Below are 24,542 nucleotides of genomic sequence, written 5' to 3' on the forward strand. Positions count from 1 at the left end.
TTCGCGCAAGCGCTCATCAGAAGTCATCCCGTTCGGCGTATGCCCCGTTGAACAGGAACTGCAGGGTCGAGGGCGCGTCGAACTGCAACTCGGTGTTCGGCTGGAACGGAACGTAGGCGTTGTCGGTGACCAGGAATGGTGTGTGGTACCAGGATCCGCCGTACTGTTTGCTTGGCACGTTCGGCAGGCCGCGGCAGTTCGGACCGCCGGAGGCATTCACCATCGGCAGGCTCTCCGGGAACGTGTAGGCGGGTGCGCCTGGCAGAAAGTTCGACGCCACGAACAGGCCTGGGCGGATGCCGCCGATGACGGGCGCGAAGGTGTCGATTGCCTTCGCGGTGCCGGTGAAGATGCAGCCGAGTTCCGGTGAGTACTCACCCAACACGTTCAGCGGCGCCCGCAGACGCTGGATGGCGGCGATGTAGTCCTCGGCGGCGGGTTGCAGCGTCGCGGTGCCGTTGTTGGCCAGCCCGGTCGCGGCGAGCAACGCGGCATTCAGGTTGTCCTGCTCGTCGATCAGCGTCTTGCTGATCACGGGCACGTTGTCGAACAGCGAGGCCAGGTCGGGCGCAGCATCGGCGTAGATGTTGGCGACCTGTGCCGTCTTCTGGAAGTCCTGCTGCAGTGTCGGCAGCTTCGGATTGAGCTGCTGCAGATAGTAATTCAGGCCGGCCAGGGTGGCGCCCGCGTCGTCGCCGTTTCCGCGCAGACCCTCACCCAGTGCGGAGATCGTGCCGTTGAGGTTGATCGGATCGATCTTCTGCAGCACGTCGGACAGCGTCTGGAACAGGGTGTTGACCTCGAGCTGCACGTCCCCGGCCTGTACGTGCGCGCCGGGCCGCAATGAGTTGCCAGCAGGCGAGTCGGGTGGCAGGAACTCCACCGCCTTGGCGCCGAACACCGTGGTGCCGCCGATGCGGACCTTCGCGTTGGACGGCACGTAGGGCAGCTGGTTGCTGTCGATCGCCAACGTGAGCTTGGCTTCATTGCCTGCGTACTCGATGCCCTTCACCCGGCCGATCTGGATGCCGCGGTACTTCACCTTGGCGTCGGACTCCATCACCAGGCCGGCCCGCGGCGCGGTCACCGTCACGGTGTCGACCGAGGTGAACCTGGCGGTGTAGGAGAGGTAGGTGAACACGGTGGCCGCGACCAAGAGGGCACCCAGGATCGCCGCAGCGATCCTTACGTGGCTGCGCTTGGCGTCACCGTTGGCCATTCGTTCCCTGCCCTAACCGGAGAGGTTGAAGTTGCCGGACGCTCCGTAGACGGCGAGCGAGATGAACAACGTGATGGTGACGACGACGATGAGTGAGGTGCGCACGGCCTGGCCGACCGCGATGCCGACGCCGACAGGGCCGCCGGACGCGTTGTAGCCGTAATAGGTGTGCACCAGCATCACGGCTATCGACATGACGATGGCCTGCAGGAACGACCACAGCAGATCCGTCGGCACCAGGAACGTATTGAAGTAGTGGTCGTAAAGGCCTGCCGACTGCCCGTTGATGAAGACGGTGGTGAACCGTGCCGCGAAGAATGCCGCGAGCACCGAAAGGGAGTACAGCGGGACGATCGCGATGAGGCCCGCGATGATGCGCGTGGACACCAGATAGGACACGGAGTGCACGGCCATCGCCTCGACGGCGTCGATCTCCTCGGCAACCCGCATGGCACCCAATTGCGCGGTCGTGCCCGCGCCGATGGTGGCCGCAAGGGCGATGCCCGCGATCACCGGGGCAACGATGCGCACGTTGAGGAACGCCGAGAGGAAGCCGGTCAGCGCCTCGATGCCGATGTTGCCAAGCGACGAATAGCCCTGCACCGCAATGACACCGCCGGAGGCCAGCGTGAGGAATGCCGCGACGCCGACGGTGCCGCCGATCATCACGAGAGCGCCCGCGCCCATGGTCATCTCGGCGATGAGGCGGATGGTCTCCTTGCGGTAGCGGGTCAGCGCATTGGGGATGTAGCGCATCGACTCGCCGTAGAACAGGGCCTGTTCGCCGATGTTGTCGACCGCCCTCGGCACACCGCGGAAGAGGCGGCGGAAGCGCAGCGTGGCGTCGTAGCTCATCGCGCCAACACTCTGACGCCGATCGCCGTCGCGATCACGTTGATCACGAACAGACAGATGAACGCGTAGACCACCGTCTCGTTGACCGCGACACCAACACCCTTGGGGCCACCCTTCACGGTCAGACCGCGGTAGCAGCCGACGAGGCCGGCGACGACCCCGAACAACATGGCCTTCAAGAACGCGAGCATCAGCTCGCCAAGGCCGGTCAGAATCGTCAGGCCGTTGATGAACGCGCCGGGGTTGACGCCCTGCAAGAACACCGAGAAGACGTAGCCGCCAGACAGGCCGATCGCGCACACCAGCCCGTTGAGAAGGAGCGCCACGAACGTCGAGGCCAGCACGCGCGGCACGACCAGGCGCTGGATCGGGTCGATGCCGAGCACCCGCATGGCGTCGATCTCTTCGCGGATGGTGCGCGCGCCGAGGTCGGCGCAGATCGCCGTGGCACCGGCCCCCGCGACCACCAACACCGTCACCACCGGACCCAGCTGGGTCACTGTGCCGAATGCGGTGCCCGCACCCGACAAGTCGGCTGCGCCGAGCTCGCGAAGCAGGATGTTGAGCGTGAACGCCACCAGAACGGTGAACGGGATGGCGACCAGCAGCGTCGGAACCAGGGAGACGCGCGCAATCATCCACGTCTGATCGAGGAACTCACGGAACTGAAATGGCCGCCGAAAGGTCTTGACGAAGGTGTCCAGGGACATCTCGAAGAAGCCGCCCACGGCCCGGGCCGGAGCCGCAAGCTGTTCGATCAACCTTGGCTCCGTTCTCGGCACGGGGGGTTGAGTGGTTATTGGCGAAGAAACCCGGGACTAGCGGTCCTTACGGCAATTCCACTCGACCGTAAAGCGGTGCTCTTAGTGAGCCGGCTCATATTAACTAGAACACGTTCGCAGTGTCAAAGAACCGCGAAATCCATCGATATAAGTCTATTTACACTGGTCAGGACACATGTGACGTACCTCATCCTGAAACGTGTTCTACCTCTATGACGAGCGTTCATCCGAGACCGTCAGTCTCGCGACTGCATCAGCTCCGCGGCCGAGAATCCACGCTCCGGATCACGTCCAGCAAAGTATTCACGCAACGTTGCGTCGAGGTCGGCTGCGGACCACACATCGGAGGCTGCGGTGAATTGCTTCTCCGCCGTCGGCGCCGCAACCAGCGTCACTGTCGGACCATAGACGATGAACAGCTGGCCGTTGACCTCTTCAGCCGCAGGCGACGACAAGAATCGGACCAGGTTGACGACGTGCTCGGGCGACAGGGCGTCGACCTGACCCTCGTCGAGCTCGGGAGCGTCGCCGAAGACGTCGGCGGTCATCGCGGTCCTGGCCCGTGGCGCGATGGCGTTGGCCCGCACGCCGTAGCGACCGAGCCCGCGGGCAGCCGTCAGCGTCAGCGCGGTGATACCCGCCTTGGCGGCCCCGTAGTTGGCCTGGCCCGCCGGACCTGCCAGGCCGGCTTCTGACGACGTGTTGACGAGCCGGCCGTAGACCGTGCCGCCGTTCTCCTTGGCCTTGTCCCGCCAGTAGGTGGCGGCATTGCGCGTGAGAAGGAAGTGGCCCCGCAGATGCACCGCGATGACGGCGTCCCAGTCCTCGTCGGTCATGTTGAACAACATCCGGTCGCGGGTGATCCCCGCATTGTTGACGACGATGCTCAGTCCGCCGAGGCCGTCTGCGGTGGCGACCAGTTCGTCGGCGGTGCTGCGCGCGCTGATGTCACCGGCGACGGCGACGCCCTTGGAACCCGCAGCGGCGATCTCGTCGAGGACGTCGGATTGGTCGAGGCCGGCGGCGATGTCGTTGACTACCACCGTCGCACCCGCACGGGCCAATCCGATGGCCTCGGCGCGGCCCAAACCCGCGGCGGCGCCCGTCACTACCGCGACCAGGCCAGACAGGTCGGCCGAATGGGGATCAACAGTCACTTTATGAATACCTCTAGTCTTTCCGGATCAGGGCGGCTCTTGGGCATTCGGCGATCGACTGGTCCGCCAGCTCCTCCTCGTCGGCGGGTATGGGATCGGCCTTGACGACGGCGTAGTCCTCGTCGTCGAGATCGAACAGATCTGGGGCGATACCCACGCACACCGCGTTACCTTCACAGCGATCACGGTCGACTTCGACTCGCATGACGATCTCCTCCCGGCTCATCGGACCCCTCGCGCGGATGGCCCGCCCTCGGTAAGTCGTCAGAATACGACGCCTCGGACCGATACCACCTCGGCACCGGCTGGATTCCAAGACTAGAACGTGTTACAACCGGGGATGTCGACGGGTACCGGCGGCAACGGCGACGGACCAGAGGCGACGGACCAGATAGGAACGAGCGATGCGGATCGGCTATAGCCCCGAGCAGGAGGAGCTGCGTCGCGAGTTGCGCGCGTACTTCACCAAGCTGATGACCCCCGACCGCGCCGAGGCTCTGGCCTCGAATGACGGCGAAATGGGTCGCGGCAACGTCTACCGGGAGACGGTCGCCCAGATGGGCAAGGACGGCTGGCTGACGCTGAGTTGGCCGAAGGAGTTCGGCGGCCAGGCCCGCCCACCCATGGACGGGCTGATCTTCAACGACGAAGCCTCGATTGCCAACGTCCCCGTGCCGTTCCTGACCATCAACAGCGTCGCGCCGACGATCATGCACTTCGGCTCCGAGGAGCAGAAGAAGTTCTTCCTCCCCAAGATCGCCGCGGGTGAGCTGCACTTCGCGATCGGCTACTCCGAGCCGGGCGCGGGCACCGACCTTGCCGCCCTGCGCACCACCGCGGTGCGCGACGGTGACGACTACGTGATCAACGGTCAGAAGATGTGGACCAGCCTGATCGCCTATGCCGACTACGTGTGGCTCGCGGTCAGGACCAACCCCGAGGCCAAGAAGCACCGCGGCATCTCGATGGTGATCATGCCGACCACCGCGGAGGGCTTCTCGTGGACGCCGGTACACACCATGTCGGGCATCGATACGAGCGCCACCTATTACCAGGACGTGCGCGTTCCGACGTCCAGCGTCGTCGGTGAGGAGAACGGCGGCTGGAAGCTGGTCACCAACCAGCTAAACCACGAGCGCGTCGCACTGGTCTCGGCACAGCCGATCTACGTGGCGCTCAACGGCGTTCGCGAGTGGGCGCAGAACACCAAGGACGTGCACGGCAACCGGCTGATCGACTCGGAGTGGGTGCAGCTCAACCTGGCCCGGGTGCACGCCAAGGCCGAGGTGCTCAAGCTGATCAACTGGGAGCTGGCCTCCTCGACGGACGAGGCGCCGTCCCCCGCCGACGCGTCGGCGGCCAAGGTGTACGGCACGGAACTGGCCACCGAGGCCTACCGCCTGCTGATGGAGGTGCTCGGCACGTCGGCGACGCTGCGCACCGACTCCCCCGGCGCACTGCTGCGGGGCAAGATCGAGCGCATGCACCGGTCGTGCCTGATCCTGACCTTCGGTGGCGGCACCAACGAGATTCAGCGCGACATCATCGGCATGGTCGCGCTCGGCCTGCCCCGAGTGAATCGTTAAGGACTGAGAATGGACTTCAAGACAACCGAAGCCTCCGACGACCTCGGTGGACTGGTCCGCACCATCACCGAGTCGGTGTGCACTCCCGAGCATCAGCGCGAGCTCGACGGGTTCGACGAACGGTTCGACAGCGACCTGTGGAGCAAGCTGATCGACGCCGACATCCTGTCGACCGCCGCCCCGGAATCGTTGGGCGGCGGTGGGTTCGGCGTACTCGAGCAGACGGCGGTGCTCGTCGCGCTCGGTAGGCAGATGGCCGCGGTCCCGTACCTCGAATCCGTGATGCTGGCGGCGGGCGCCCTCGCCAAGTTTGCTCCAGAAGGCCTGCAGCAGGAATGGGCGGTGCCCGCCATCAACGGCCAGAAGACACTGGCCGTCGCGCTCGACGGCGACATGGGTGAAGGCCCAGTGCAGGCTCAGGCTCACGGCTCCGGTTACCGGCTGACCGGTACCCGCGCGCAGGTCGGCTACGGCCCGATCGCCGACGCATTCCTCGTACCCGCCGAAACCGATTCAGGCGCGAAGGTCTTCGTCGTGGATGCCGGTGCCGACGGGGTGACGGTCGAATCGCTGAAGACGACCGGGCTCGGCAGCATCGCGCACCTCGACCTGCAGGGCGTCGAACTCGGCGCCGACCGCGTCGTCGGTGGCAGCGACGTCGTCGACTGGCTGACCACGCACGGCACGCTCGGCCGCAGCGCATTTCAGCTCGGCGTGCTCGAGCGCGCATTGGAGCTCACGTCGGTCTACGCGCGTGAGCGCGAACAATTCGACAGGCCGATCGGCAGCTTCCAGGCGGTCTCGGCGCGCCTGGCCGACGGGTACATCGACATCAAGGGCCTGCGGCTGACGCTGACCCAGGCGGCATGGCGGTTGTCGGAGGATCTTCCTGCCGACGTCGACGTCAACACCGCGGCGTTCTGGGCGGCCGAGGCCGGCCACCGGGTCGCGCACACCACGGTGCACGTGCACGGCGGCGTCGGAATCGACACCGACCACCCCGTGCACCGCTACTTCCTGGCCGCCAAGCAAACCGAGTTCGCGGTGGGTGGTGCGACGCGCCAGTTGCTGCGCATCGGCCGCGAACTCGCCGACACACCCGTCTGACCCCGACCCGTTCCAGGTGACCACTCAGCCGAACCCGACCGTCGCCGATCTGCTGGCACCCCTCGTCGACGTCACCGACCGCGGCGTGCATGACGAGGCCACCTTCGTCAGCTGGCGCGACCACATCCAGGCGGCGGCCGAACTGGCTGCCGCGTTGACCGCGCGCCTGGACCCGGACCGGCCCCCGCACGTCGGTGTGCTGCTGGGCAATACGCCGTTCTTCTCGACGGTCCTGGTGGCGGCAGGGCTGGCAGGGGTGGTCCCGGTCGGTCTGAACCCGATCCGCCGCGGCGAGGCCCTTGCCCGTGACGTCGCGCGCGCCGACTGTCAGCTGGTGCTCACGGACAATTCATCGGGCATCCCCGTCGGGGTCGGATTCGTCGACGTCGAATCCCCTGAGTGGGCAGCCGAACTCGAGGCGCACCGTGGCGCACCGGTCACGTTCGCCGACCCGAGCCCCGACGATCTCTTCATGCTGATCTTCACCTCGGGCACCAGCGGGGAGCCCAAGGCGGTGCGCATCACCCACGACAAGGTGGCGTTCCCTGGTCGCATGCTCGCGGATCGGTTCGGTCTCGGGCCAGCCGACACCGCCTATCTGTCGATGCCACTGTTCCATTCCAACGCCGTGATGGCGGGCTGGGCGGTCGGGGTGGCGGCCGGTGCCTCGATTGCGTTGCGGCGCAAGTTCTCCGCATCCGGGTTCATGCCCGACGTGCGCCGCTACGGTGCCACCTACGCCAACTACGTCGGCAAGCCGCTGTCCTACATCCTGGCCACGCCGCCACGCGACGACGACACCGACAACCCGCTGAAGTTCATGTACGGCAACGAGGGTGCGCCGCGGGACGTGCCGCGATTCGCCGACAGGTTCGGCGTGATCGTGGTCGACGGCTTCGGCTCGACCGAGGGTGGCGTGGCGATCGCCCGCACCCCTGACACCCCGGACGGATCACTTGGCCCGCTCACCGACGAGGTCGCGATCGTCGACGTCGACACCGGGGAGCCCTGCCCGGCAGGCAAGATCGGCGAGTTGGTCAACCCCACCGGCCGCGGCTGGTTCCGCGGCTACTACCGCGACGAGGCGGCCGAAGCTCAGCGGATGACCGGCGGCGTCTACCACACCGGTGACCTGGCCTACCGGGACGAGAACGGCTACGCCTACTTCGCGGGCAGGCTCGGCGACTGGATGCGCGTCGACGGTGAGAACCTCGGCACCGCACCGATCGAGCGGATCCTGTTGCGCTACCCCGATGTCGTCGAGGTCGCCGTCTACGCCATTCCGGATCCCGCGGTCGGCGACCGGGTGATGGCGGCCATGGTGCTCCGCGAGGGTGCCGCATTCGAGGTCGAGAAGTTCGAGGCGTTCCTCGACGACCAGCCCGACCTCGGACCCAAGCAGTGGCCGTCGTTCATCCGAGTCGGCGCCGCGCTCCCGCGGACCGAGACGTTCAAGGTGCTCAAGCGGATCCTGTCCGCCGAGGGCACCGAGTGCGACGACCCGGTCTTTCCCGTCCAGCGGTAGCGTGGCAACGGTGGGATACCGAGAACGGCCGCCGCCCACCCGGCTACGCGAACTCGTCGAGTGCGCGTGGGTGGTGGACGGTCCCTGCGGTCCGGTGCGAGTGCTGCCGGACGGGTGCATGGACCTGATCCGGATGGACGGGCGCGTCGTCGTGGCAGGCCCCGACACAGGAGCATCCATCAGCCAGCACGGTGCGGAGCCGTTCGTCGGCCTACGCTTTCGGCCGGGGATGCTGCCCCGGCTTCTCGGTGTCCCCGCGGCCGAACTCCGCGACAGCCGGGTGCCGCTTGCCGACCTGGGAGTGCCCACTGCCCAAGGTGGTTCGCTGATCGAGCTGGCCACCGCGCTCGCCTCAGGGGCGCCCAACGGCGAGACGGCGCCGTGGTCGATGGCCTTGCTCGGTCACGTCACCCGCAGTTTCGCAGGCGGTGCCGCCGTCGCCAGGGTGGCCGACCAGATCGGATGGTCCAGCCGTACCCTGCAGCGCCAGTGCACGGCCGTCTACGGCTATGGCCCGGCGACGCTACGTCGGATCCTGCGGTTTCGGCGAGCACTGCAGCTGATGGACCTCGGCGCGTCATACACGGAAGCCGCTGCGGGAGCCGGTTATTCGGACCAGCCGCACCTGCATCGCGAGGTGCGCGATCTCACAGGGGCTGGGCTGTCGTCGTTGCGTCACGTCTCCAGCGGCGCGAACAGATCCACCCAGTTCCCGTCCGGGTCGGCCACCGTCGCGTAGCGCTGTCCCCACGGAGCGTCGTACGGCTGCAATGTTCCGGCATGTCCGGCCGCAGTGACCTTCTCGAACAACGCGTCGACCTTCGCTGGGGCATCCACGCCGAATGCCAGGGCGATGCGGCTGGATGACGAGGCCGGTGGCGCCCAACCGGGGTGCATGCCTGCGATCGTTTCCTCGGTGTCGAACGACAAGGTGTTCCCGCCGGGGAGTTCAACCGCCACATGCGGCGGCCCGTCCGGGTCCGGCACTGAAAGGCCCAGTAGCCGATAGAAGTCCAACGATCGCTGCAGGTCGTTGGCGAAGATCTGGAAGACGGCGGACGTCAAGCGAATACCCATGACGACACCGTAGGGCGGGGCGCCCGCGGCAATCGTGAACGAATCGGACACATCCGCACGATTCGCGCCGGAGCAAAGCATCCTAAACCGCGTGACACCGATTGCAGCGAATTCGCATCACCGAATTCGAGTAGATCTACTCACCCTGCGTAGGGGGCATTTTGAGCTACGCTTCGCTGCGGAAATGGACATTGATGGTGTTTGCTTCGGCGCCCACGAACGAATCATAGGAAACTAAAGGAGTTAACAAATGAGAGCATCGGCGATCACCGGTGTGGCCGCGGCATTCACCGCCCTGGCCGTCGTGCTGTCCGGCTGCGGCTCGGACACCAAGACAGCAACGTCCAGCAGTTCGAGCACCGAGTCCTCGAAGTCATCGACCAAGTCGTCGACGACGAAGAAGAAGCCAACGGTCGAGTCCTCACCGGCGGAGGCGGCGGGCCCCAACCCGAGCATCGCCAGCTACATCAAGGACAACAACATCACCGAAACCCCGGTCCACATGGGCGATCCCGGTTCGCCGACGATCAACCTGCCCGTGCCAGAGGGCTGGGAGCCGGCCGGTGAGAACACTCCCGAGTGGGCTTACGGCGCCATCCTGTACACCGGCCCCGAAGCCGCGGAGTACACCCCCAGCATCGTCGCCATCGTGTCGAAGCTGACCGGTGACGTCGACCCGCAGAAGATCATCGATCTCGCACCGGGCGAGCTGAACAACCTGTCCGGCTACAAGCCGCTGAACGAGGGTGCCACCAGCACGCTCGGCGAGTACCCGGCCTACCAGCTCGGCGGCACGTGGCAGTCGGACGGCGAGACCAAGGTCGTCGCACAGAAGACGGTCGTCATCCCCGGCGCCGACGGCCTCTACGTCCTTCAGCTCAACGCAGACGGCCTCGACAGCCAGAAGGAAGTCATCGGCGCGGCCACCGACGTCATCGACTCGGACACCACGATCACGCCCTGACCCGATCAACCCGAAGCGCCGCCGAAGTGTTAGCCACTTCGGCGGCGTTTTCGTTTCAGCTCTCCCGGATCCCGTCGAGACGCTTCGAGGCGGCCTCGAAACCAGCCACCAGTTCGGCGATGATGTCGGCGACCGGCCGAATCTCGTTCATCCGCCCGACGATCTGGCCGACGGGCATCGCGACCGTCGTCGGATCCGATGACTCGCTCATCCGTTGATGGGCCTCGCTGACGAGGATGTTCTGCAGTGGCATCGGCAATGGTTCTGGCGCGCTGTCGGCGTCCCAGGCCTCGGTCCACCGGCTCTTGAGGAGTCGGGCGGGCTTGCCGGTGTAGATGCGGCGGCGCACGGTGTCGCTCGAGTTCGCCGCCAGTAGCGCCTGCTGAATCACCGAGGTACCCGATTCGGTGCGCACGCCGAGGTCGTACTCGGCCGACGTGAGGAACGCCGAGCCCATCCACACGCCCTGTGCGCCGAGCGCCAGCGCGGCGGCGACCTGACGGCCGCTACCGATGCCTCCCGCCGCGAGCACCGCGGCCGAACCACCAATGGCGTCACAGACTTCGGGCACCAACACCATCGACGCGATCTCGCCGGTGTGACCACCCGCCTCGTGTCCCTGGGCGATGACGATGTCGACCCCGTTGTCGACGTGCCGCTGAGCGTGCTTGGCGCTACCCGCCAGCGCGGCCACCGGCACACCGGCCGCGTGGGCCTGGTCGATGACGTCCTTGGGCGGGGAGCCCAGCGCATTGGCGATCAGCTTGATCGGGTGCTTGAGCGCCACCTCGACGTGTGAGCGGGCGACCGAATGCAGCCAGCCCAGTACGCCTTCGGACTTCTCTTCGTCATCGGGCAGCGGGGGCACGCCGAGATCGGCGAGCGTCTTGGCGACGAAGTCCCGGTGGGTCTGCGGGATCAGCTTGTTGATGTCCACCGACGTGCCCTCGGTGGGCACCTTGGCAGGCATGACGATGTCGACGCCGTACGGCTTGCCGCCGGTGTTCTCGTCCATCCAGCACAGCACGTCTTCGAGGTCGTCGGCGTCGTTGAACCGCACACAGCCCAGAACGCCGAGCCCGCCGGCCTTGCTGACCGCCGCGGCCACCTTCTCCGAAGGGGTGAAGACGAAGATCGGGTACTCGATGCCGAACCGGTCACATAGCTCAGTGCGCATTAAGAAGGTGTCCCAACGTGGTTCGCGTGCACGTCGTCCGCAGGTCGTTCCTCGGTCTGGTCCTTGGCCCACCGGTAATCGGGCTTGCCCGCAGGCGAGCGCTTCACCTCGTCAACGAACCAAAGACTGCGCGGCACTTTGTATCCCGCGATCTCCTTGCGGACGAACGCGTCCAGTTCGGCTAGCGCAGGCCGCGTGCCCTCCCGGGCATGTACGACGGCGGCCACGTGCTGGCCGAACCGCGGATCGGGGACACCGACCACCAGTGCGTCGAAAACGTCGGGATGGCCCTTGAGCGCGGCCTCGACCTCTTCGGGATAGATCTTCTCGCCACCGCTGTTGATCGACACCGACCCACGGCCGAGCATGGTGACGGCGCCGTCGGCCTCGACCTCTGCGTAGTCACCCGGGATCGCATAGCGCACACCGTTGTACGTTCGGAAGGTCTGCCGGGTTTTTTCATCGTCCTTGTAGTAGCCGACCGGGATGTTGCCCTTCTTCGCGATGACGCCGCGAACGCCGGAGCCTGGCTTCACCTCGTTGCCATCGTCGTCGAGGACGACTGTGCGGGCATCGATGCTGACGCGCGGTCCACCGGCGTGCGATTGCCCCTTGGCGACGATGCTGGTGCCGCCGAACCCGGTCTCCGAGGAGCCGATCGAGTCGGTGATGATGCGGTTGGGCAGCAGTTCGAGGAACTTCTCCTTGATGCTTGCCGAGAACAGCGCCGCGGTGCTGGCGAGCAGGAACAGCGACGACAGGTCATATGCTTCTTTCCCTTCCGCGCCTTCGTGTGATGCCTCGAGGGCATCGAGCAGCGGTCGGGCCATCGCATCCCCGGTGAAGAACAGCATGTTGACCTTGTGGTGATGAATCGCACGCCAGACCTGGTCGGCGTCGAATTCCGGTGCCAGCACGGTCGTTTGGCCGGAGAAGATCGACATCCACGTCGCCGACTGCGTGGCACCGTGGATCATCGGAGGAACCGGGTAGCGGATCATCGGCGGGTTCGCCGCAGCGGCCTTCGCGAGGTCGTACTCGTCCTTGATGAACTCACCCGTCGCGAAGTCGGTGCCGCCGAACAGGACCCGGTAGATGTCCTCGTGGCGCCACATCACGCCCTTGGGAAAGCCCGTGGTGCCGCCGGTGTAGAGCAGGTAGATGTCGTCGGCGCTGCGCTCGCCGAAGTCGCGTTCTGGTGCGCCCTTCTCCAGCGCCACGTAGAACTCGACGCCGCCGTATCTGAGGAAGTCATCGTCTGAGCCGTCCTCCACCACCAGGATGGTCTTGACGTTCGGCGTCTCCGGCAGCACGTTCGCGACCCGGTCTGCGTAGCGGCGTTCGTGCACCAGCGCGACCATGTCGGAGTTCTCGAACAGATACTTCAGCTCGCCCTCGACGTAGCGGAAGTTGACGTTCACCAGGATGGCGCCCGCCTTGACGATGCCCAGCATCGCGATGACGATTTCGATGCGGTTGCGGCAGTACAGGCCGACCTTGTCGTCCTTCTTCACGCCCTGGTCGATGAGGTAGTGCGCAAGGCGGTTCGCCTTCTCCTCCAACTGGGCGTAGGTGAGCTGTTCGTCATCGGAAATGAGGGCGACACGGTCAGGCACGGCGTCGATCGCGTGCTCGGCAAGGTCGGCGATGTTCAGGGCCACGCCCCTAAACTAGAACGTGTTACATTTCGAGACAAGTCTGTGGCGACGATGCTGGAAGGCGGACATCCGTGAGCGACTCCCAAAAAGCCCCCGACGCCCTGGTTGAGCAGCGCGGACACACGTTGATCGTGACGCTGAACCGGCCGGAGGCGCGCAACGCGCTTTCCACCGAGATGCTCTCGATAATGGTCGACGCCTGGGACCGGGTCGACGAGGATCCGGAGATCCGGACGTGCATCCTGACGGGTGCCGGCGGCTACTTCTGCGCAGGCATGGACCTCAAGGCTGCGACGGCCAAGCCGCCTGGCGACTCATTCAAGGACGGCAGCTACGACCCATCGCGCATCGACGGCCTACTGAAGGGCCGGAGGCTCACGAAGCCGCTCATCGCGGCGGTAGAGGGCCCGGCGATCGCGGGCGGCACCGAGATCCTGCAGGGCACCGACATCAGGGTGGCCGGCGAGAGCGCCAAGTTCGGCATCTCCGAGGCCAAGTGGAGCCTCTACCCGATGGGCGGCTCAGCTGTGCGACTCGTCCGCCAGATCCCGTACACGATCGCGTGCGACCTGCTGCTGACCGGACGGCACATCAAGGCCGCCGAAGCGCTGTCGTACGGCCTGATCGGTTACGTCGTGCCCGACGGCGAGGCGCTGACCAAGGCGCTGGAGATCGCCGAGGTGATCAACAACAACGGGCCGCTGGCCGTGCAGGCGATCCTGCGGGCGATTCACGAGACCGAGGGCATGCACGAGAACGACGCGTTCAAGATCGATACGCAGATCGGCATCGAGGTGTTCCTCAGCGACGACGCCAAGGAGGGCCCGATGGCGTTCAAGGAGAAGCGGGCGCCCAACTTCCAGATGAAGTAGCCCAGCCAGGGGCGCAAGATTTAGGGGTGACACAGACCAACAGCGCACTGCTGACCGAAATCGGGCAGCGCCTCGACCACCTGGCAGTCGGTCCGATGCATCGCAAAGTGGTGGTGGCCATCGGCCTCGGACTGTTCTTCGAGATCTATGAGATCTTCCTGTCGAGCACCATCAGCACCACGCTGAAGACGCAGTACAACCTCGATGGCACTGCGCTCAAACTGCTCCTGGCGTCCACGTTCCTCGGCATGTTCATCGGTTCCGCCGTGCTGGGGCGCCTCGCCGATCGGATCGGTCGTCGCCGCGCGTTCCTGTTCAACCTGATCTGGTTCTCGGTCTGGACGCTGATCGGGGCGTTCTCGCCCACCCCGTGGTTCCTGGTCGTGACGCGGTTCATGGCCGGCGTCGGCGTCGGTGCCGAGTACCCCGTCGCCGATGCGTATCTGTCCGACGTGCTGCCGAAGGACCACCGCGGCCGACTGGCGGCGTGGGCGTACACCTGCTCATTCGTCGCCGTACCAGTACTCGGGTTCATGTCGCTCGGGTTGACCAAGCACAGCCCCTTGGGAATCCCCGGATGGCGAATCCTGTTGGTGATCGGCTCCATCGGCGCGCTACTGGTGATGCTGATGCGCCGTAGCCTGCCGGAGTCACCGCGGTGGCTGGCAAGCGTCGGACGGGCCGACGAGGCAAGGGCCGCCCTTCGCAAATTCGAGACAAGCCCGAGCGGGCCTGCCGCAAAAGACGAACCGGCTACCCCGGCACCAACCGCCGAGGTCACCAATCCGCTTGCGCGCCTTTCAGTCTCGCCGTACCGGGGGCGACTCGGCATGCTGGCGGTGTTCCACGCCTTCCAGTCGTTCGGGTACTACGGATTCGGCACCCTGGCTGCGCTGGTATTGGTCAGCCGTGGCTACGACGTCACTTCGTCACTGCTGTACACCGCACTGTCCTACCTCGGCTACCCGGTCGGATCGGTGCTCGCGATACCCCTGATGGGGTGGTTCGAGCGCAAGTATCTCGTCATGGGGACGATCGCCGCTCTGGCGGCATTCGGCCTGTTGTTCGCGACCGTCGAAAACACCGTGTTGATCGTCGCGTTCGGCTTTCTGACCACTGCGACGAGCAACGTCTTCTCAAACGTGTACCACGTCTACCAGGCGGAGATCTTCCCGACGGACGTGCGGGCTACAGCGATCGGATGGACGTATTCGTTGTCACGGCTGTCGAGCGCAGTTCTGCCATTCGTCCTCATCCCAGTCCTCGACCACTACGGCGCCTCCGCGATGTTCACGGTCGTGCTAGTGGCACTCTCGATCGCCGTCGCGGCGGTGGCGTGGATCGGGCCAAAGACCTCGCGCCGAAACCTCGAGGAGATCAATCCCGTCTGACGGCCGTCAATCGAGCACCCGTGCCGTCGGCGTGAACACCACGGGCATGGCCTCCGGCCCGCTGACGAAGTTGGCGGGCCGCAACGGCACGTCGGCACCGTCGGCGAGCCGAAGGTCGGGCAGCCGCTCGAGCACCCGGGTGGTCATCATCGACAACTCCAGACGGGCCAGCTGATTGCCAAGGCAGAAGTGCGAGCCGAACCCGAAGGCCATGTGGCTGTTGGGATTCCGGTCGATGTGGAATTCGTCGGCATTCTCGAACACCGATTCGTCGAAGTTCGCCGATTCGAACATCAGCATGACCTTCTCGCCCTCACGCATGTCCGTGCCGTGGAAGGTGGTGTCGGCCATGAGCGTGCGGCACATGTTCTTCACCGGCGACGTCCAGCGCAGCATCTCCTCGATGGCGCTTGGCAGGCCCTGAGGATCTGCCACCAGCGCATCCCACTGGTCGCGGTGGCGCAACAGCTGCTCGGTGCCACCGGACAGGGTGTGACGGGTGGTCTCGTCGCCGCCGATCAGGATCAGCAGGGTCTCCATGACGATCTCGTCGTCGGACATCCGCTGGCCTTCGACCTCCGAGTTGACCAGGATGGAGAACAGATCGTCGGTGGGTTCGGCGCGGCGCTTGGCGATGATCTCCATCGTGAACGCCGTATAGCCGGCGAACGCGTCCACCATCCCCTGAGCCGTCAGTTCGTCGATGTGCGAACTCAGCCCGGTCACCAGGTCGTCGGACCACTTCAGCAGCAACTCGCGGTCCTCGGGCAGCACTCCCAGCATGTCGCCGATCACCGCCATCGGCAGTGGGGCGGCGATGTCGCGGACGAAGTCGCACTCCCCTCGCTCGCACACCGAATCGATGAGCGTGTCGCACAAGGTGCCGATCGATGGCAGCTTGTCCATCACGCGCTTGCGGGTGAAGCCTGCGTTGACCAGCTTGCGCCGCAACAGATGTGAGGGATCGTCCATGTCGATCATGTACGGCATGCCGGGAGTGTCGGGCCGGATTCCACCGGTGTTGGAGAACATCTCCGGGTTGCGCTCGGCGTCGAGTACGGCCTGATACGTCGTCGCGGCGGCCAGCCCGTTGCGGTCGCGGAAGACGGGCTGATTGGCTCGCATCCAGCTGAACGCCTCGCGGGCCCCGCCGTCGGCGTAGAAGGTGCCGTCGGTGAAGTCCACGTCGGGCTTGGTTCCGGCAAGCGTCTGGGTCATGCGATCTCCTTGGCGTCACCGAAGGTCATCTCGACGTTGTCGGCCGAACTCGAGAGCATTGCGCGCTTGGGGAAGCCCAGTGACGCGAGTTCCTTGCCGTACGCGTGTTCGCCAAGACGGACACGGACACCGCCCGGTCGGTACCGGACACCGGAAAGCCGCATCTCCCCTGCGGTTTCGCGGGTGACGCCGTCCAGATGTGAGTACGTGGGGTGCACCTGTGGCTTGGACGTGAAGGACGACGGCACGCGCAGTCCTGGCAGGAACTCCATGCCCACCGCGAACTTGCCGTCGATGGTCACGTCGAATCCGAATTGGTGACCGTCACGAATCATGAAGTCCGCCATCACCTTCGGATAACCCCAGATCGATCGGCCCGCCTCGAGCGTGAACGCCTGATCGACCGGGAGGTGGTGGATGAACGCGCCTGCGGACTGGAGCGCTCGCAGCCCGGCGGCGTTCGATCCTGGCGGGTTGACCATCACGTTGGTGCCGTATTCGTAGTACTGGCCAAGATCGCCGTCGACGTAGTGCATGAGCATCAGCACGACGACGGCCTTGTTCGGCCGGTGGCGGCAGACCTGCAGACCGCTGTAGTCGATCATGCGCTGCGCGGCGTCGGCGTTCACCGAGAACATCGCCATGTGCTGGGTCGCGGCGCGGATCTTCACGGGCATCGTCACGACGGTGCCTGCGATGGTGTGCTGCGAGACGGGGGTCACACGCCAAATCTAGAACGTGTTCTAGACAATCTGCAAGAAAGTGTCTACACCCCGCCTAGACCAACCCGGCGAGGTCCCTGATCTGCTCCGGGGAGCGGGCGCCGACCACCATCATCGTGACGCCTGCCGCCTCCCAGGCCTTGATCTGCTCACGCACGTAGTCCAGGTTGCCGACGATGGCCGAATCGTCGACCAGCTCATCCGGGATGATGGCCGCGGCCTCGTCCTTGCGGTTGTTCCTGAACAGCGCGGTCACCTCGTCGACCACGTCGGCGTACCCCATCCTGCGGTAGACGTCGGCGTGGAAGTTGGTGTCCTCGGCGCCCATCCCGCCCATGTAGAGCGCGAGGTGCGGCTTCATCAGCTCCATGATCCCCGGCCGGTCGTCGGTCACGACCACCTGCGCCGTCGCGCAGATCTCGAAGGTTTCCCTGGTGCGCCGGGCACCCGGCCTGGCGAATCCCTCGTCGAGCCACTCGTTGTACATGTCGGCGATCCGCGGCGAGTAGAAGATGGGCAGCCAGCCGTCGCAGATCTCCGCCGCGAGCGCGACGTTCTTCGGCCCCTCGGCACCCAGCATGACCGGAATGTCCGCGCGCAACGGATGGGTGATCGGCTTGAGGTTCTTGCCGAGGCCCGCGGTGCCCTCGCCGGTCAGCGGCAGCGGGTAGTGCGGCCCGTCGCTGTGCACGGGTGCCTCACGTGCCCAGACCTGGCGCAGGATGTCGACGTACTCGCGGGTGCGGGCCAGCGGCTTCGGGAACTTCTGGCCGTACCAGCCCTCGACCACCTGGGGTCCGGATACGCCGAGGCCCAGGATGTGCCTGCCGCCGGAGAGGTGATCCAGCGTCAGCGCCGCCATCGCGCACGCGGTCGGCGTGCGGGCGGACAGCTGGATGACCGACGTGCCGAGCCGCATCCGCGTGGTCTCACGACCCCACCAGGCCAGTGGCGTGTAGGCGTCGGAGCCCCATGCCTCCGCGGTGAAGACCGTGTCGAACCCGGCCTCCTCGGCCGTCGCGACCAATTCGGCGTGGTTCGTCGGCGGCTGCGCGCCCCAGTATCCGAGCTGAAGGCCCAACTTCATTTAGCTCACCTCTCGACCCGTGGTTGAAACCATTCTTAGAACCTGTTCTACTCGATGCTGTGACCGCCAGCCAAAGCAGCCCGGTGCAGATCGACACACATGAGCCGCCACTTTCAGCTCCGCTGAGGCTCTCATTCGACTACACCCGTTCAGTCGGACCACTCCTCAGCCAGTTCTTCACCGCCCTGCGCGAGCGACGCGTTCTCGGCGTGCGCGGGTCGGACGGACGGGTGCATGTGCCGCCAGCCGAGTATGACCCCGTCGACTACCAGCCACTGACCGAGGTCGTGCCGGTCGCGAGCGTGGGCACGGTGGTGTCGTGGACGTGGCAGGAGCAAACGCTGGAGGGTCAGCCCCTCGACCGCCCGTTCGCATGGGCCTTGATCAAGCTCGACGGTGCCGACACCCCGCTCTTGCACGCCGTAGACGCCGGTTCCTCGGACGCCATCAGCACGGGCGCGAGGGTGCACGTGCACTGGGCTGACGAGCCGGTGGGTTCGATCACCGACATCGCGTACTTCGCACTCGGCGACGTGGCGGAGGAGGTTCCGGCAAGCACGCCTGGGGCGAGCGAAGCGACGGGGGAAAGAACCGACGAGCGCGAGCCCGTCACCCTGCTGGTCGTCCCGAGCGCTATCGAGATCCAGCACACCGCGTCGCTGCCCGAGAGCACGTTCCTGCGTGGCCTCGAGGAGGGCAAGCTGATCGGGGCCCATGCCATCTTGGACGGCGGCGATAAGGGGAAGGTGTACTTCCCTGCGCGCGAGGCCGATCCGGCCACCGGCAGGCAGCTCACCGAGTTCGTCGAGTTGCCCGACAAGGGCACGGTCACGACGTTCGCGATCATCAACATCCCGTTCGCCGGTCAGAAGATCAAGCCGCCGTACGTCGCTGCCTACGTTCTGCTCGACGGCGCCGACATCCCGTTCCTGCATCTGGTCACCGAGATCGACGCCGCCGACGTGCGGATGGGCATGCGGGTCGAAGCGGTGTGGCGGCCCCGCGACGAGTGGGGTCTCGGCATCGACAACATCGAATACTTCCGGCCGACGGGTGAGCCCGACGCCGAGTACGACACCTACAAGCACCACCTGTAAAGGGCGCACCCATGACTCTTCGTGACGTTGCCGTCGTCGGCTTCGCGCACTCCCCGCACGTCCGCCGCACCGAAGGCACGACCAACGGCGTCGAGATGCTGATGCCGTGCTTCGCCTCGGTGTACGCCGACCTCGGCATCAAGCAGACCGACATTGGGTTCTGGTGCTCCGGTTCTTCGGATTACCTTGCCGGACGCGCCTTTTCGTTCATCTCGGCGATCGACGCGATCGGTGCGGTGCCGCCGATCAACGAGTCACACGTCGAGATGGACGCCGCATGGGCGCTGTACGAGGCCTACATCAAGCTGTTGACCGGCCAGGTCGACACCGCACTGGTGTACGGGTTCGGCAAGTCGTCGGCGGGCACGCTTCGCCGGGTGCTTGCGATGCAGACCGATCCCTACACGGTCGCCCCGTTGTGGCCGGATGCCGTGTCGATGGCCGGACTGCAGGCGCGGTTCGGGCTCGACTCCGGCAAGTGGACCGCCGAGCAGATGGCCCAGGTGGCGCTGGATTCGTTCGCGGTATCCGGCAGGACCGACTCCGAGAAGCCGGCGAGCAGTATCGACGAGTTGCTCGCCAGGCCGTACTTCGCGGATCCGTTGCGCCGCCACGACATTGCGCCGATCACCGACGGCGCCTCGGCGATCGTGTTGGCCGCAGGCGACAAGGCCCGCGAGCTTCGGGAGAACCCGGCCTGGATCACCGGCATCGAGCACCGCATCGAAACCCCGGCGCTCGGCGCGCGCGATCTGACGACGTCGCCGTCGACGGCAGCGTCGGCTAGGGCCGCCACGGGGGGCGACACCGGCTCGATCGACGTTGCGGAGATCTACTCGCCCTTCACCCATCAGCACCTGATCCTCACCGAGGCCATCGGGCTGCCCGAGTCGACGAAGGTCAACCCGTCAGGTGGCACGCTGGCGGCCAACCCGATGTTCTCCGCGGGGCTTGAACGCATCGGGCTCGCCGCCCGCCACATCTTCGACGGGTCCGCACAGCGGGTTCTGGCGCATGCCACCAGCGGTCCTGCGCTGCAACAGAATCTGGTCGCCGTTCTGGAAGGAAAGAGCTAATGGCAGGCGCAGCGCAGAAGAACCTGGCCGCTGTGCTCGGGACCGGACAGACCAAGTACGTCGCCAAGCGCAAGGACGTCTCGATGAACGGCCTGGTGCGCGAGGCCATCGACAGGGCGCTGGCCGACTCGGGCTCGACGTTCGACGACATCGACGCCGTCGTTGTCGGCAAGGCGCCCGACTTCTTCGAGGGCGTCATGATGCCCGAGCTGTTCATGGCCGACGCGGTCGGCGCGACGGGCAAGCCCCTCATCCGGGTCCACACCGCAGGTTCGGTCGGTGGCTCGACCGCGGTGGTCGCTGCCAGCCTGGTGCAGTCCGGCAAGTACCGCCGCGTGCTGTCGATGGCGTGGGAGAAGCAGTCGGAGTCGAATGCCATGTGGGCGTTGAGCATTCCGGTGCCGTTCACCAAGCCAGTCGGCGCAGGCGCCGGGGGTTACTTCGCGCCGCACGTGCGGTCCTACATCCGCCGTTCCGGCGCGCCGAGTCACATCGGTGCCATGGTCGCGGTGAAGGACCGGCTCAACGGCGCCAAGAATCCGCTGGCCCATCTCCACCAGCCCGACATCACGTTGGAGAAGGTGATGGACTCCCAGATGCTGTGGGATCCCATCCGTTTCGACGAGACCTGCCCATCGTCGGACGGCGCATGTGCGCTGGTGATCGGTAACGAGGAAACGGCGGATCGCCGTGTCCAGGAAAGCCATCCGGTGGCATGGATTCACGCCACGGCCTTGCGCACCGAACCACTGGCCTACTCGGGCCGTGACCAGGTCAACCCGCAGGCCGGCCGCGACGCCGCCGCTGCGCTGTGGCGCGACGCAGGCATCACCAGTCCGATCGACGAAATCGATTGTGCCGAAATCTACGTGCCGTTCTCCTGGTTCGAGCCGATGTGGCTGGAGAACCTCGGCTTCGCGGCGGAGGGCGAGGGCTGGAAACTGACCGAGGCAGGAGAGACCGCGATCGGCGGACGGATTCCGGTGAACGCATCTGGCGGCGTGCTCTCGTCCAATCCCATTGGTGCATCGGGCATGATCCGGTTCGCCGAGGCCGCGATCCAGGTGATGGGCAAGGCCGGTGACCACCAGGTCGAGGGTGCTCGCAAGGCGCTCGGGCACGCGTATGGCGGTGGCTCGCAGTACTACTCGATGTGGGTCGTCAGCTCGGACAAACCAGCGGTGAAGCCCTCGTGAAGTACACCGACATCCACTCGGGATGGCAGCAGTGAGCGACTCCCCGGTTCATCTAGCGGGCAAGCGTTCCCGCGAGGCCGCCGTCGCCCGTAACAAAGAGGCCTGGCTGGCCGTCTTCGCCGACGACGCCATCGTCGAGGATCCGATCGGACCGTCGCACTTCGACCCGGAGGGCAAGGGTCACCGCGGCAAGGAGGCGATCGCAGCCTTCTTCGACATGGCGATCGCCCCGAGCGAGCTGACGTTCAACTTCGAGAAGACCTATGAGTGCGGCAACGAGGAAGCCAACGTGGGCCACATAGTCATCAGGGCCGCCGGGTACGAGGTCACCGCCGAGGGCGTGTTCACCTACAAGGTCAACGACGCCGGTGAGATCGTTGCGCTGCGCGCCTATTGGGAGCTCGACCAGGCCGCAGCGAGCGCCCGCAAGCTCTAAGACCCGTTGATTCTGCGTCCAGGGCGCAAAAGTGCGAGTAGCCAAGGCCCTCAGCACAGAATCAACTCTGTACGGGCTGCATTCCAGCCAGGTAGCGCCGTGCCAAGTCCTGGTATGCGCCGGGATTGGTGTTCACCCACACCTCGGCGCCGGTGCCGGCGATCGGGCCGCGCACCTTGGCAGGTGAGCCGGTGACCAACACCTCGTCGGGGATCTTCGTTCCGCCGACCACCAGCGAGTGCGCGGCGACGAGGCTTCGCCGGCCGATGACCGCACCGTCGAGCACCGTGGCGTGGTTGGCGATCAACGCCTCCTGACCGATGTGCACGCCGTGGATCACGCAACAGTGCGCAACGGTAGCGCCGGGTCCGACGTCGGTCGGTATGCCCGGCGGTGCGTGCAGCACGCTTCCGTCCTGCACGTTTGCGCCCTCCCGGATGATGATCGGGGCGAAGTCCGCCCGAATCACCGCGTTGAACCACACCGACGCGCCCGCCTCGACGTGGACGTCACCGATCAGCGTGGCCGTCGGCGCGATGAAGGCAGTCGGATCGACGACCGGGGAACGTCCCTCGAATGAAAACAGCGGCATCAACTAGATATACCGCAGGTAGATGCGCCAGACGTTGCGCACCCGTACCTAAAAACTGTAACGTGTTCTAGTTAGAGACCAAGGAACGGGAGGCCCACCGTGACCACCGAAACTGCAGGAGTCCGTGAGATCGACACCGGCGCCCTGCCGGACCGGTACGCGCGCGGCTGGCATTGCCTGGGTCCAGTGAAGGAATTCCTGGACGGCAAGCCGCACTCCATCGAGATATTCGGCACCAAACTGGTGGTGTTCGCCGACTCGCAAGGCGAGCTCAAGATCCTCGACGGCTACTGCCGCCACATGGGCGGTGACCTGTCCCAGGGCACCATCAAGGGTGACGAGGTCGCCTGCCCGTTCCACGACTGGCGCTGGGGTGGCGACGGCAAGTGCAAGCTGGTGCCGTACGCCAAGCGCACGCCGCGGCTGGCCAGGACCCGCTCCTGGACCACCGACATCCGCAGCGGCCTGCTGTTCGTCTGGCACGACGTCGAGGGCAATCCGCCGCCGCCCGAGGTGCGCATCCCGGACATCCCGGAGTATGGCGGCGACGACTGGACCGAGTGGCGGTGGAACACGATCTTGATCGAGGGCGCCAACTGCCGCGAGATCATCGACAACGTCACCGACATGGCGCACTTCTTCTACATCCACTTCGGTCTGCCGACGTACTTCAAGAACGTCTTCGAGGGTCACATCGCCTCGCAGTACCTGCACAACGTGGGCAGGCCCGACGTGAATGACCTTGGTACGTCATACGGCGAGGCGCATCTGGATTCGGAGGCGTCCTACTTCGGGCCGTCGTTCATGATCAACTGGCTGCACAACAACTACGGCGGTTTCAAGGCCGAGTCGATCCTGATCAACTGCCACTATCCGGTGAACCAGGACTCCTTCATGCTGCAGTGGGGCGTCATCGTCGAGAAGCCAAAGGGCTTGGACGAGAAGACCACTGAGCGGTTGGCCCGGGTGTTCACCGAAGGCGTCAGCAAGGGCTTCCTTCAGGACGTGGAGATCTGGCGACACAAGACCCGCATCGACAACCCCTTGCTGGTCGAGGAGGACGGCGCGGTCTATCAGATGCGCCGCTGGTATCAGCAGTTCTACGTCGATGTCGCCGACGTGTCGCCGGACATGGTCGACCGCTTCGAGATCGAGGTCGACACCACGGCCGCCAACGAGAAGTGGCACGTCGAGGTCGAGGAGAACCTCAAAGTGCAGGCGCAGGAGGCTCAGGACAAGGAAGCCGCGGAGCAACCGGCGACATGACCACGCACGACGAGCGGATCCAAACGCCAGACGTCGACCGTCTGGCCCGCTCGATGCTGCTCCTTCACGGCGCGCACGACGATGACGATGACGATGATCCGGTCGGCACGGGCCCGAGCACGCGTTCGTGGAGCAAGGCACCGGATTTCGCCGACGACCCGCAGCGGGCGGCGGCGGTGCACGAGGCCACTGCGCGTGATCGCGAGCGCTACCTCAACTCTGGATTGGCGCCCGTCGACTGCCGGTTCTGCCACGTCACCGTTGCCGTCAAGAAGCTCGGCCCAGGACACACTGCGGTGCAGTGGAATTCGGAGGCGACGCAGCGGTGCGCGACGTTCACCGAGGTGCGGGCGAGCGGCGGCGACAGCAGCCGCAGTCGCGCCTGCCCACGGCTCGCCGACAGCATCAAGCATGCCATTGCGGAGGGGTGCCTCGACGAGGTCTCGACCGCCCCGGCGCCCGGCGACGGCTGATCGCTTCCG

25 protein-coding genes are annotated in these 24,542 nt (G+C 65.8%); 13 read left to right on the plus strand and 12 right to left on the minus strand.

Annotated elements, in window-relative coordinates:
• Positions 1 to 16: 16 nt before the first annotated feature.
• From HNP02_RS38710 to HNP02_RS38730, 5 genes are all read right to left on the minus strand, one after another.
• Positions 17 to 1,219, minus strand: a complete 1,203-nt coding sequence (locus HNP02_RS38710) for an MCE family protein (protein ID WP_184445959.1) — start codon at positions 1,217 to 1,219, stop codon at positions 17 to 19.
• Positions 1,220 to 1,231: 12 nt separating this feature from the next.
• On the minus strand, positions 1,232 to 2,074 hold the full coding sequence (locus tag HNP02_RS38715; protein WP_184445960.1) for an ABC transporter permease: 843 nt from the start codon (positions 2,072 to 2,074) through the stop codon (positions 1,232 to 1,234).
• Entirely contained in the window at positions 2,071 to 2,835 is a 765-nt protein-coding gene (locus tag HNP02_RS38720) for an ABC transporter permease (protein ID WP_184445961.1), read from the minus strand. The genes HNP02_RS38715 and HNP02_RS38720 overlap by 4 nt, the downstream gene beginning before the upstream one ends.
• Before the next feature lie 257 nt (positions 2,836 to 3,092).
• The gene (locus HNP02_RS38725; RefSeq protein WP_184445962.1) at positions 3,093 to 4,013 is read right to left on the minus strand and encodes a 3-oxoacyl-ACP reductase; all 921 of its coding nucleotides are present in this window, start codon (positions 4,011 to 4,013) and stop codon (positions 3,093 to 3,095) included.
• Positions 4,014 to 4,026: 13 nt separating this feature from the next.
• Positions 4,027 to 4,218: a ferredoxin gene (locus HNP02_RS38730; RefSeq protein ID WP_184445963.1), complete on the minus strand. Its 192-nt coding sequence runs from the start codon at positions 4,216 to 4,218 to the stop codon at positions 4,027 to 4,029.
• Positions 4,219 to 4,417: 199 nt separating this feature from the next.
• On the opposite strand from HNP02_RS38730, the gene HNP02_RS38735 reads away from it, so the two are divergent.
• The 4 genes from HNP02_RS38735 to HNP02_RS43930 are packed head-to-tail and all read left to right on the plus strand — an operon-like array spanning position 4,418 to position 8,970.
• Positions 4,418 to 5,599: an acyl-CoA dehydrogenase family protein gene (locus HNP02_RS38735; RefSeq protein ID WP_184445964.1), complete on the plus strand. Its 1,182-nt coding sequence runs from the start codon at positions 4,418 to 4,420 to the stop codon at positions 5,597 to 5,599.
• Positions 5,600 to 5,608: 9 nt separating this feature from the next.
• Positions 5,609 to 6,706 (plus strand): acyl-CoA dehydrogenase family protein, encoded by a 1,098-nt coding sequence (locus HNP02_RS38740; protein WP_184445965.1) that lies wholly within the window; start codon positions 5,609 to 5,611, stop codon positions 6,704 to 6,706.
• A 16-nt stretch (positions 6,707 to 6,722) separates the two neighbouring features.
• The gene (gene fadD17, locus HNP02_RS38745) at positions 6,723 to 8,231 is read left to right on the plus strand and encodes a long-chain-fatty-acid--CoA ligase FadD17 (protein ID WP_184445966.1); all 1,509 of its coding nucleotides are present in this window, start codon (positions 6,723 to 6,725) and stop codon (positions 8,229 to 8,231) included.
• Positions 8,232 to 8,241: 10 nt separating this feature from the next.
• A complete protein-coding gene (locus tag HNP02_RS43930) occupies positions 8,242 to 8,970 on the plus strand; it encodes a helix-turn-helix domain-containing protein (RefSeq protein WP_184445967.1) in 729 nt (242 codons plus the stop codon).
• Here HNP02_RS43930 and HNP02_RS38755 read toward each other — a convergent pair.
• Positions 8,907 to 9,308 carry a VOC family protein gene (locus HNP02_RS38755; protein WP_184446018.1) on the minus strand — a complete coding sequence of 134 codons (402 nt, stop codon included), beginning with the start codon at positions 9,306 to 9,308 and terminating at the stop codon, positions 8,907 to 8,909. The genes HNP02_RS43930 and HNP02_RS38755 overlap by 64 nt on opposite strands.
• A gap of 250 nt (positions 9,309 to 9,558) precedes the next feature.
• Between HNP02_RS38755 and HNP02_RS38760 the strand changes: the two genes are divergently transcribed.
• The gene (locus HNP02_RS38760; RefSeq protein WP_184445968.1) at positions 9,559 to 10,272 is read left to right on the plus strand and encodes an LpqN/LpqT family lipoprotein; all 714 of its coding nucleotides are present in this window, start codon (positions 9,559 to 9,561) and stop codon (positions 10,270 to 10,272) included.
• A gap of 55 nt (positions 10,273 to 10,327) precedes the next feature.
• Here HNP02_RS38760 and HNP02_RS38765 read toward each other — a convergent pair whose 3' ends face one another.
• Positions 10,328 to 11,449 carry a nitronate monooxygenase family protein gene (locus HNP02_RS38765; protein ID WP_184445969.1) on the minus strand — a complete coding sequence of 374 codons (1,122 nt, stop codon included), beginning with the start codon at positions 11,447 to 11,449 and terminating at the stop codon, positions 10,328 to 10,330.
• Positions 11,449 to 13,110 carry an acyl-CoA synthetase gene (locus HNP02_RS38770; protein WP_184445970.1) on the minus strand — a complete coding sequence of 554 codons (1,662 nt, stop codon included), beginning with the start codon at positions 13,108 to 13,110 and terminating at the stop codon, positions 11,449 to 11,451. Before HNP02_RS38770 ends, HNP02_RS38765 begins: the two co-directional genes overlap by 1 nt.
• Before the next feature lie 68 nt (positions 13,111 to 13,178).
• Here HNP02_RS38770 and HNP02_RS38775 point away from each other — a divergent pair, with 68 nt between their 5' ends.
• Both HNP02_RS38775 and HNP02_RS38780 read left to right on the plus strand, forming a co-directional pair.
• Positions 13,179 to 13,979: a crotonase/enoyl-CoA hydratase family protein gene (locus HNP02_RS38775; RefSeq protein ID WP_184445971.1), complete on the plus strand. Its 801-nt coding sequence runs from the start codon at positions 13,179 to 13,181 to the stop codon at positions 13,977 to 13,979.
• Between the two features lie 26 nt (positions 13,980 to 14,005).
• Positions 14,006 to 15,370, plus strand: coding sequence for an MFS transporter (locus HNP02_RS38780; RefSeq protein ID WP_309241858.1), 1,365 nt, complete (start codon positions 14,006 to 14,008; stop codon positions 15,368 to 15,370).
• Positions 15,371 to 15,376: 6 nt separating this feature from the next.
• Here HNP02_RS38780 and HNP02_RS38785 read toward each other — a convergent pair whose 3' ends face one another.
• From HNP02_RS38785 to HNP02_RS38795, 3 genes are all read right to left on the minus strand, one after another.
• Entirely contained in the window at positions 15,377 to 16,588 is a 1,212-nt protein-coding gene (locus tag HNP02_RS38785) for a cytochrome P450 (protein ID WP_184445972.1), read from the minus strand.
• A complete protein-coding gene (locus HNP02_RS38790) occupies positions 16,585 to 17,265 on the minus strand; it encodes an acetoacetate decarboxylase family protein (protein ID WP_184446020.1) in 681 nt (226 codons plus the stop codon). Before HNP02_RS38790 ends, HNP02_RS38785 begins: the two co-directional genes overlap by 4 nt.
• Before the next feature lie 100 nt (positions 17,266 to 17,365).
• Positions 17,366 to 18,397 carry an LLM class F420-dependent oxidoreductase gene (locus tag HNP02_RS38795; protein ID WP_184445973.1) on the minus strand — a complete coding sequence of 344 codons (1,032 nt, stop codon included), beginning with the start codon at positions 18,395 to 18,397 and terminating at the stop codon, positions 17,366 to 17,368.
• Between the two features lie 59 nt (positions 18,398 to 18,456).
• On the opposite strand from HNP02_RS38795, the gene HNP02_RS38800 reads away from it, so the two are divergent.
• The 4 genes from HNP02_RS38800 to HNP02_RS38815 are packed head-to-tail and all read left to right on the plus strand — an operon-like array spanning position 18,457 to position 22,202.
• The gene (locus tag HNP02_RS38800) at positions 18,457 to 19,494 is read left to right on the plus strand and encodes a Zn-ribbon domain-containing OB-fold protein (RefSeq protein WP_184445974.1); all 1,038 of its coding nucleotides are present in this window, start codon (positions 18,457 to 18,459) and stop codon (positions 19,492 to 19,494) included.
• 11 nt (positions 19,495 to 19,505) lie between these two features.
• Positions 19,506 to 20,570 carry a thiolase domain-containing protein gene (locus HNP02_RS38805; protein ID WP_184445975.1) on the plus strand — a complete coding sequence of 355 codons (1,065 nt, stop codon included), beginning with the start codon at positions 19,506 to 19,508 and terminating at the stop codon, positions 20,568 to 20,570.
• Complete coding sequence (locus HNP02_RS38810) at positions 20,570 to 21,766, plus strand: thiolase domain-containing protein (protein ID WP_184445976.1); 1,197 nt, start codon at positions 20,570 to 20,572, stop codon at positions 21,764 to 21,766. Before HNP02_RS38805 ends, HNP02_RS38810 begins: the two co-directional genes overlap by 1 nt.
• Positions 21,767 to 21,788: 22 nt before the next feature.
• Positions 21,789 to 22,202: a nuclear transport factor 2 family protein gene (locus HNP02_RS38815; RefSeq protein ID WP_184445977.1), complete on the plus strand. Its 414-nt coding sequence runs from the start codon at positions 21,789 to 21,791 to the stop codon at positions 22,200 to 22,202.
• Between the two features lie 61 nt (positions 22,203 to 22,263).
• On the opposite strand, the gene HNP02_RS38820 is transcribed toward HNP02_RS38815, so the two are convergent.
• Positions 22,264 to 22,794, minus strand: a complete 531-nt coding sequence (locus HNP02_RS38820) for a gamma carbonic anhydrase family protein (protein WP_184445978.1) — start codon at positions 22,792 to 22,794, stop codon at positions 22,264 to 22,266.
• 99 nt (positions 22,795 to 22,893) lie between these two features.
• Between HNP02_RS38820 and HNP02_RS38825 the strand changes: the two genes are divergently transcribed.
• The gene (locus HNP02_RS38825; RefSeq protein ID WP_184445979.1) at positions 22,894 to 24,060 is read left to right on the plus strand and encodes a Rieske 2Fe-2S domain-containing protein; all 1,167 of its coding nucleotides are present in this window, start codon (positions 22,894 to 22,896) and stop codon (positions 24,058 to 24,060) included.
• A complete protein-coding gene (locus HNP02_RS38830) occupies positions 24,057 to 24,533 on the plus strand; it encodes a hypothetical protein (protein ID WP_184445980.1) in 477 nt (158 codons plus the stop codon). The genes HNP02_RS38825 and HNP02_RS38830 overlap by 4 nt, the downstream gene beginning before the upstream one ends.
• Positions 24,534 to 24,542: the final 9 nt, after the last annotated feature.

The organism is Mycobacterium sp. AZCC_0083 (genome assembly GCF_014202335.1).
Classification (GTDB): domain Bacteria; phylum Actinomycetota; class Actinomycetes; order Mycobacteriales; family Mycobacteriaceae; genus Mycobacterium.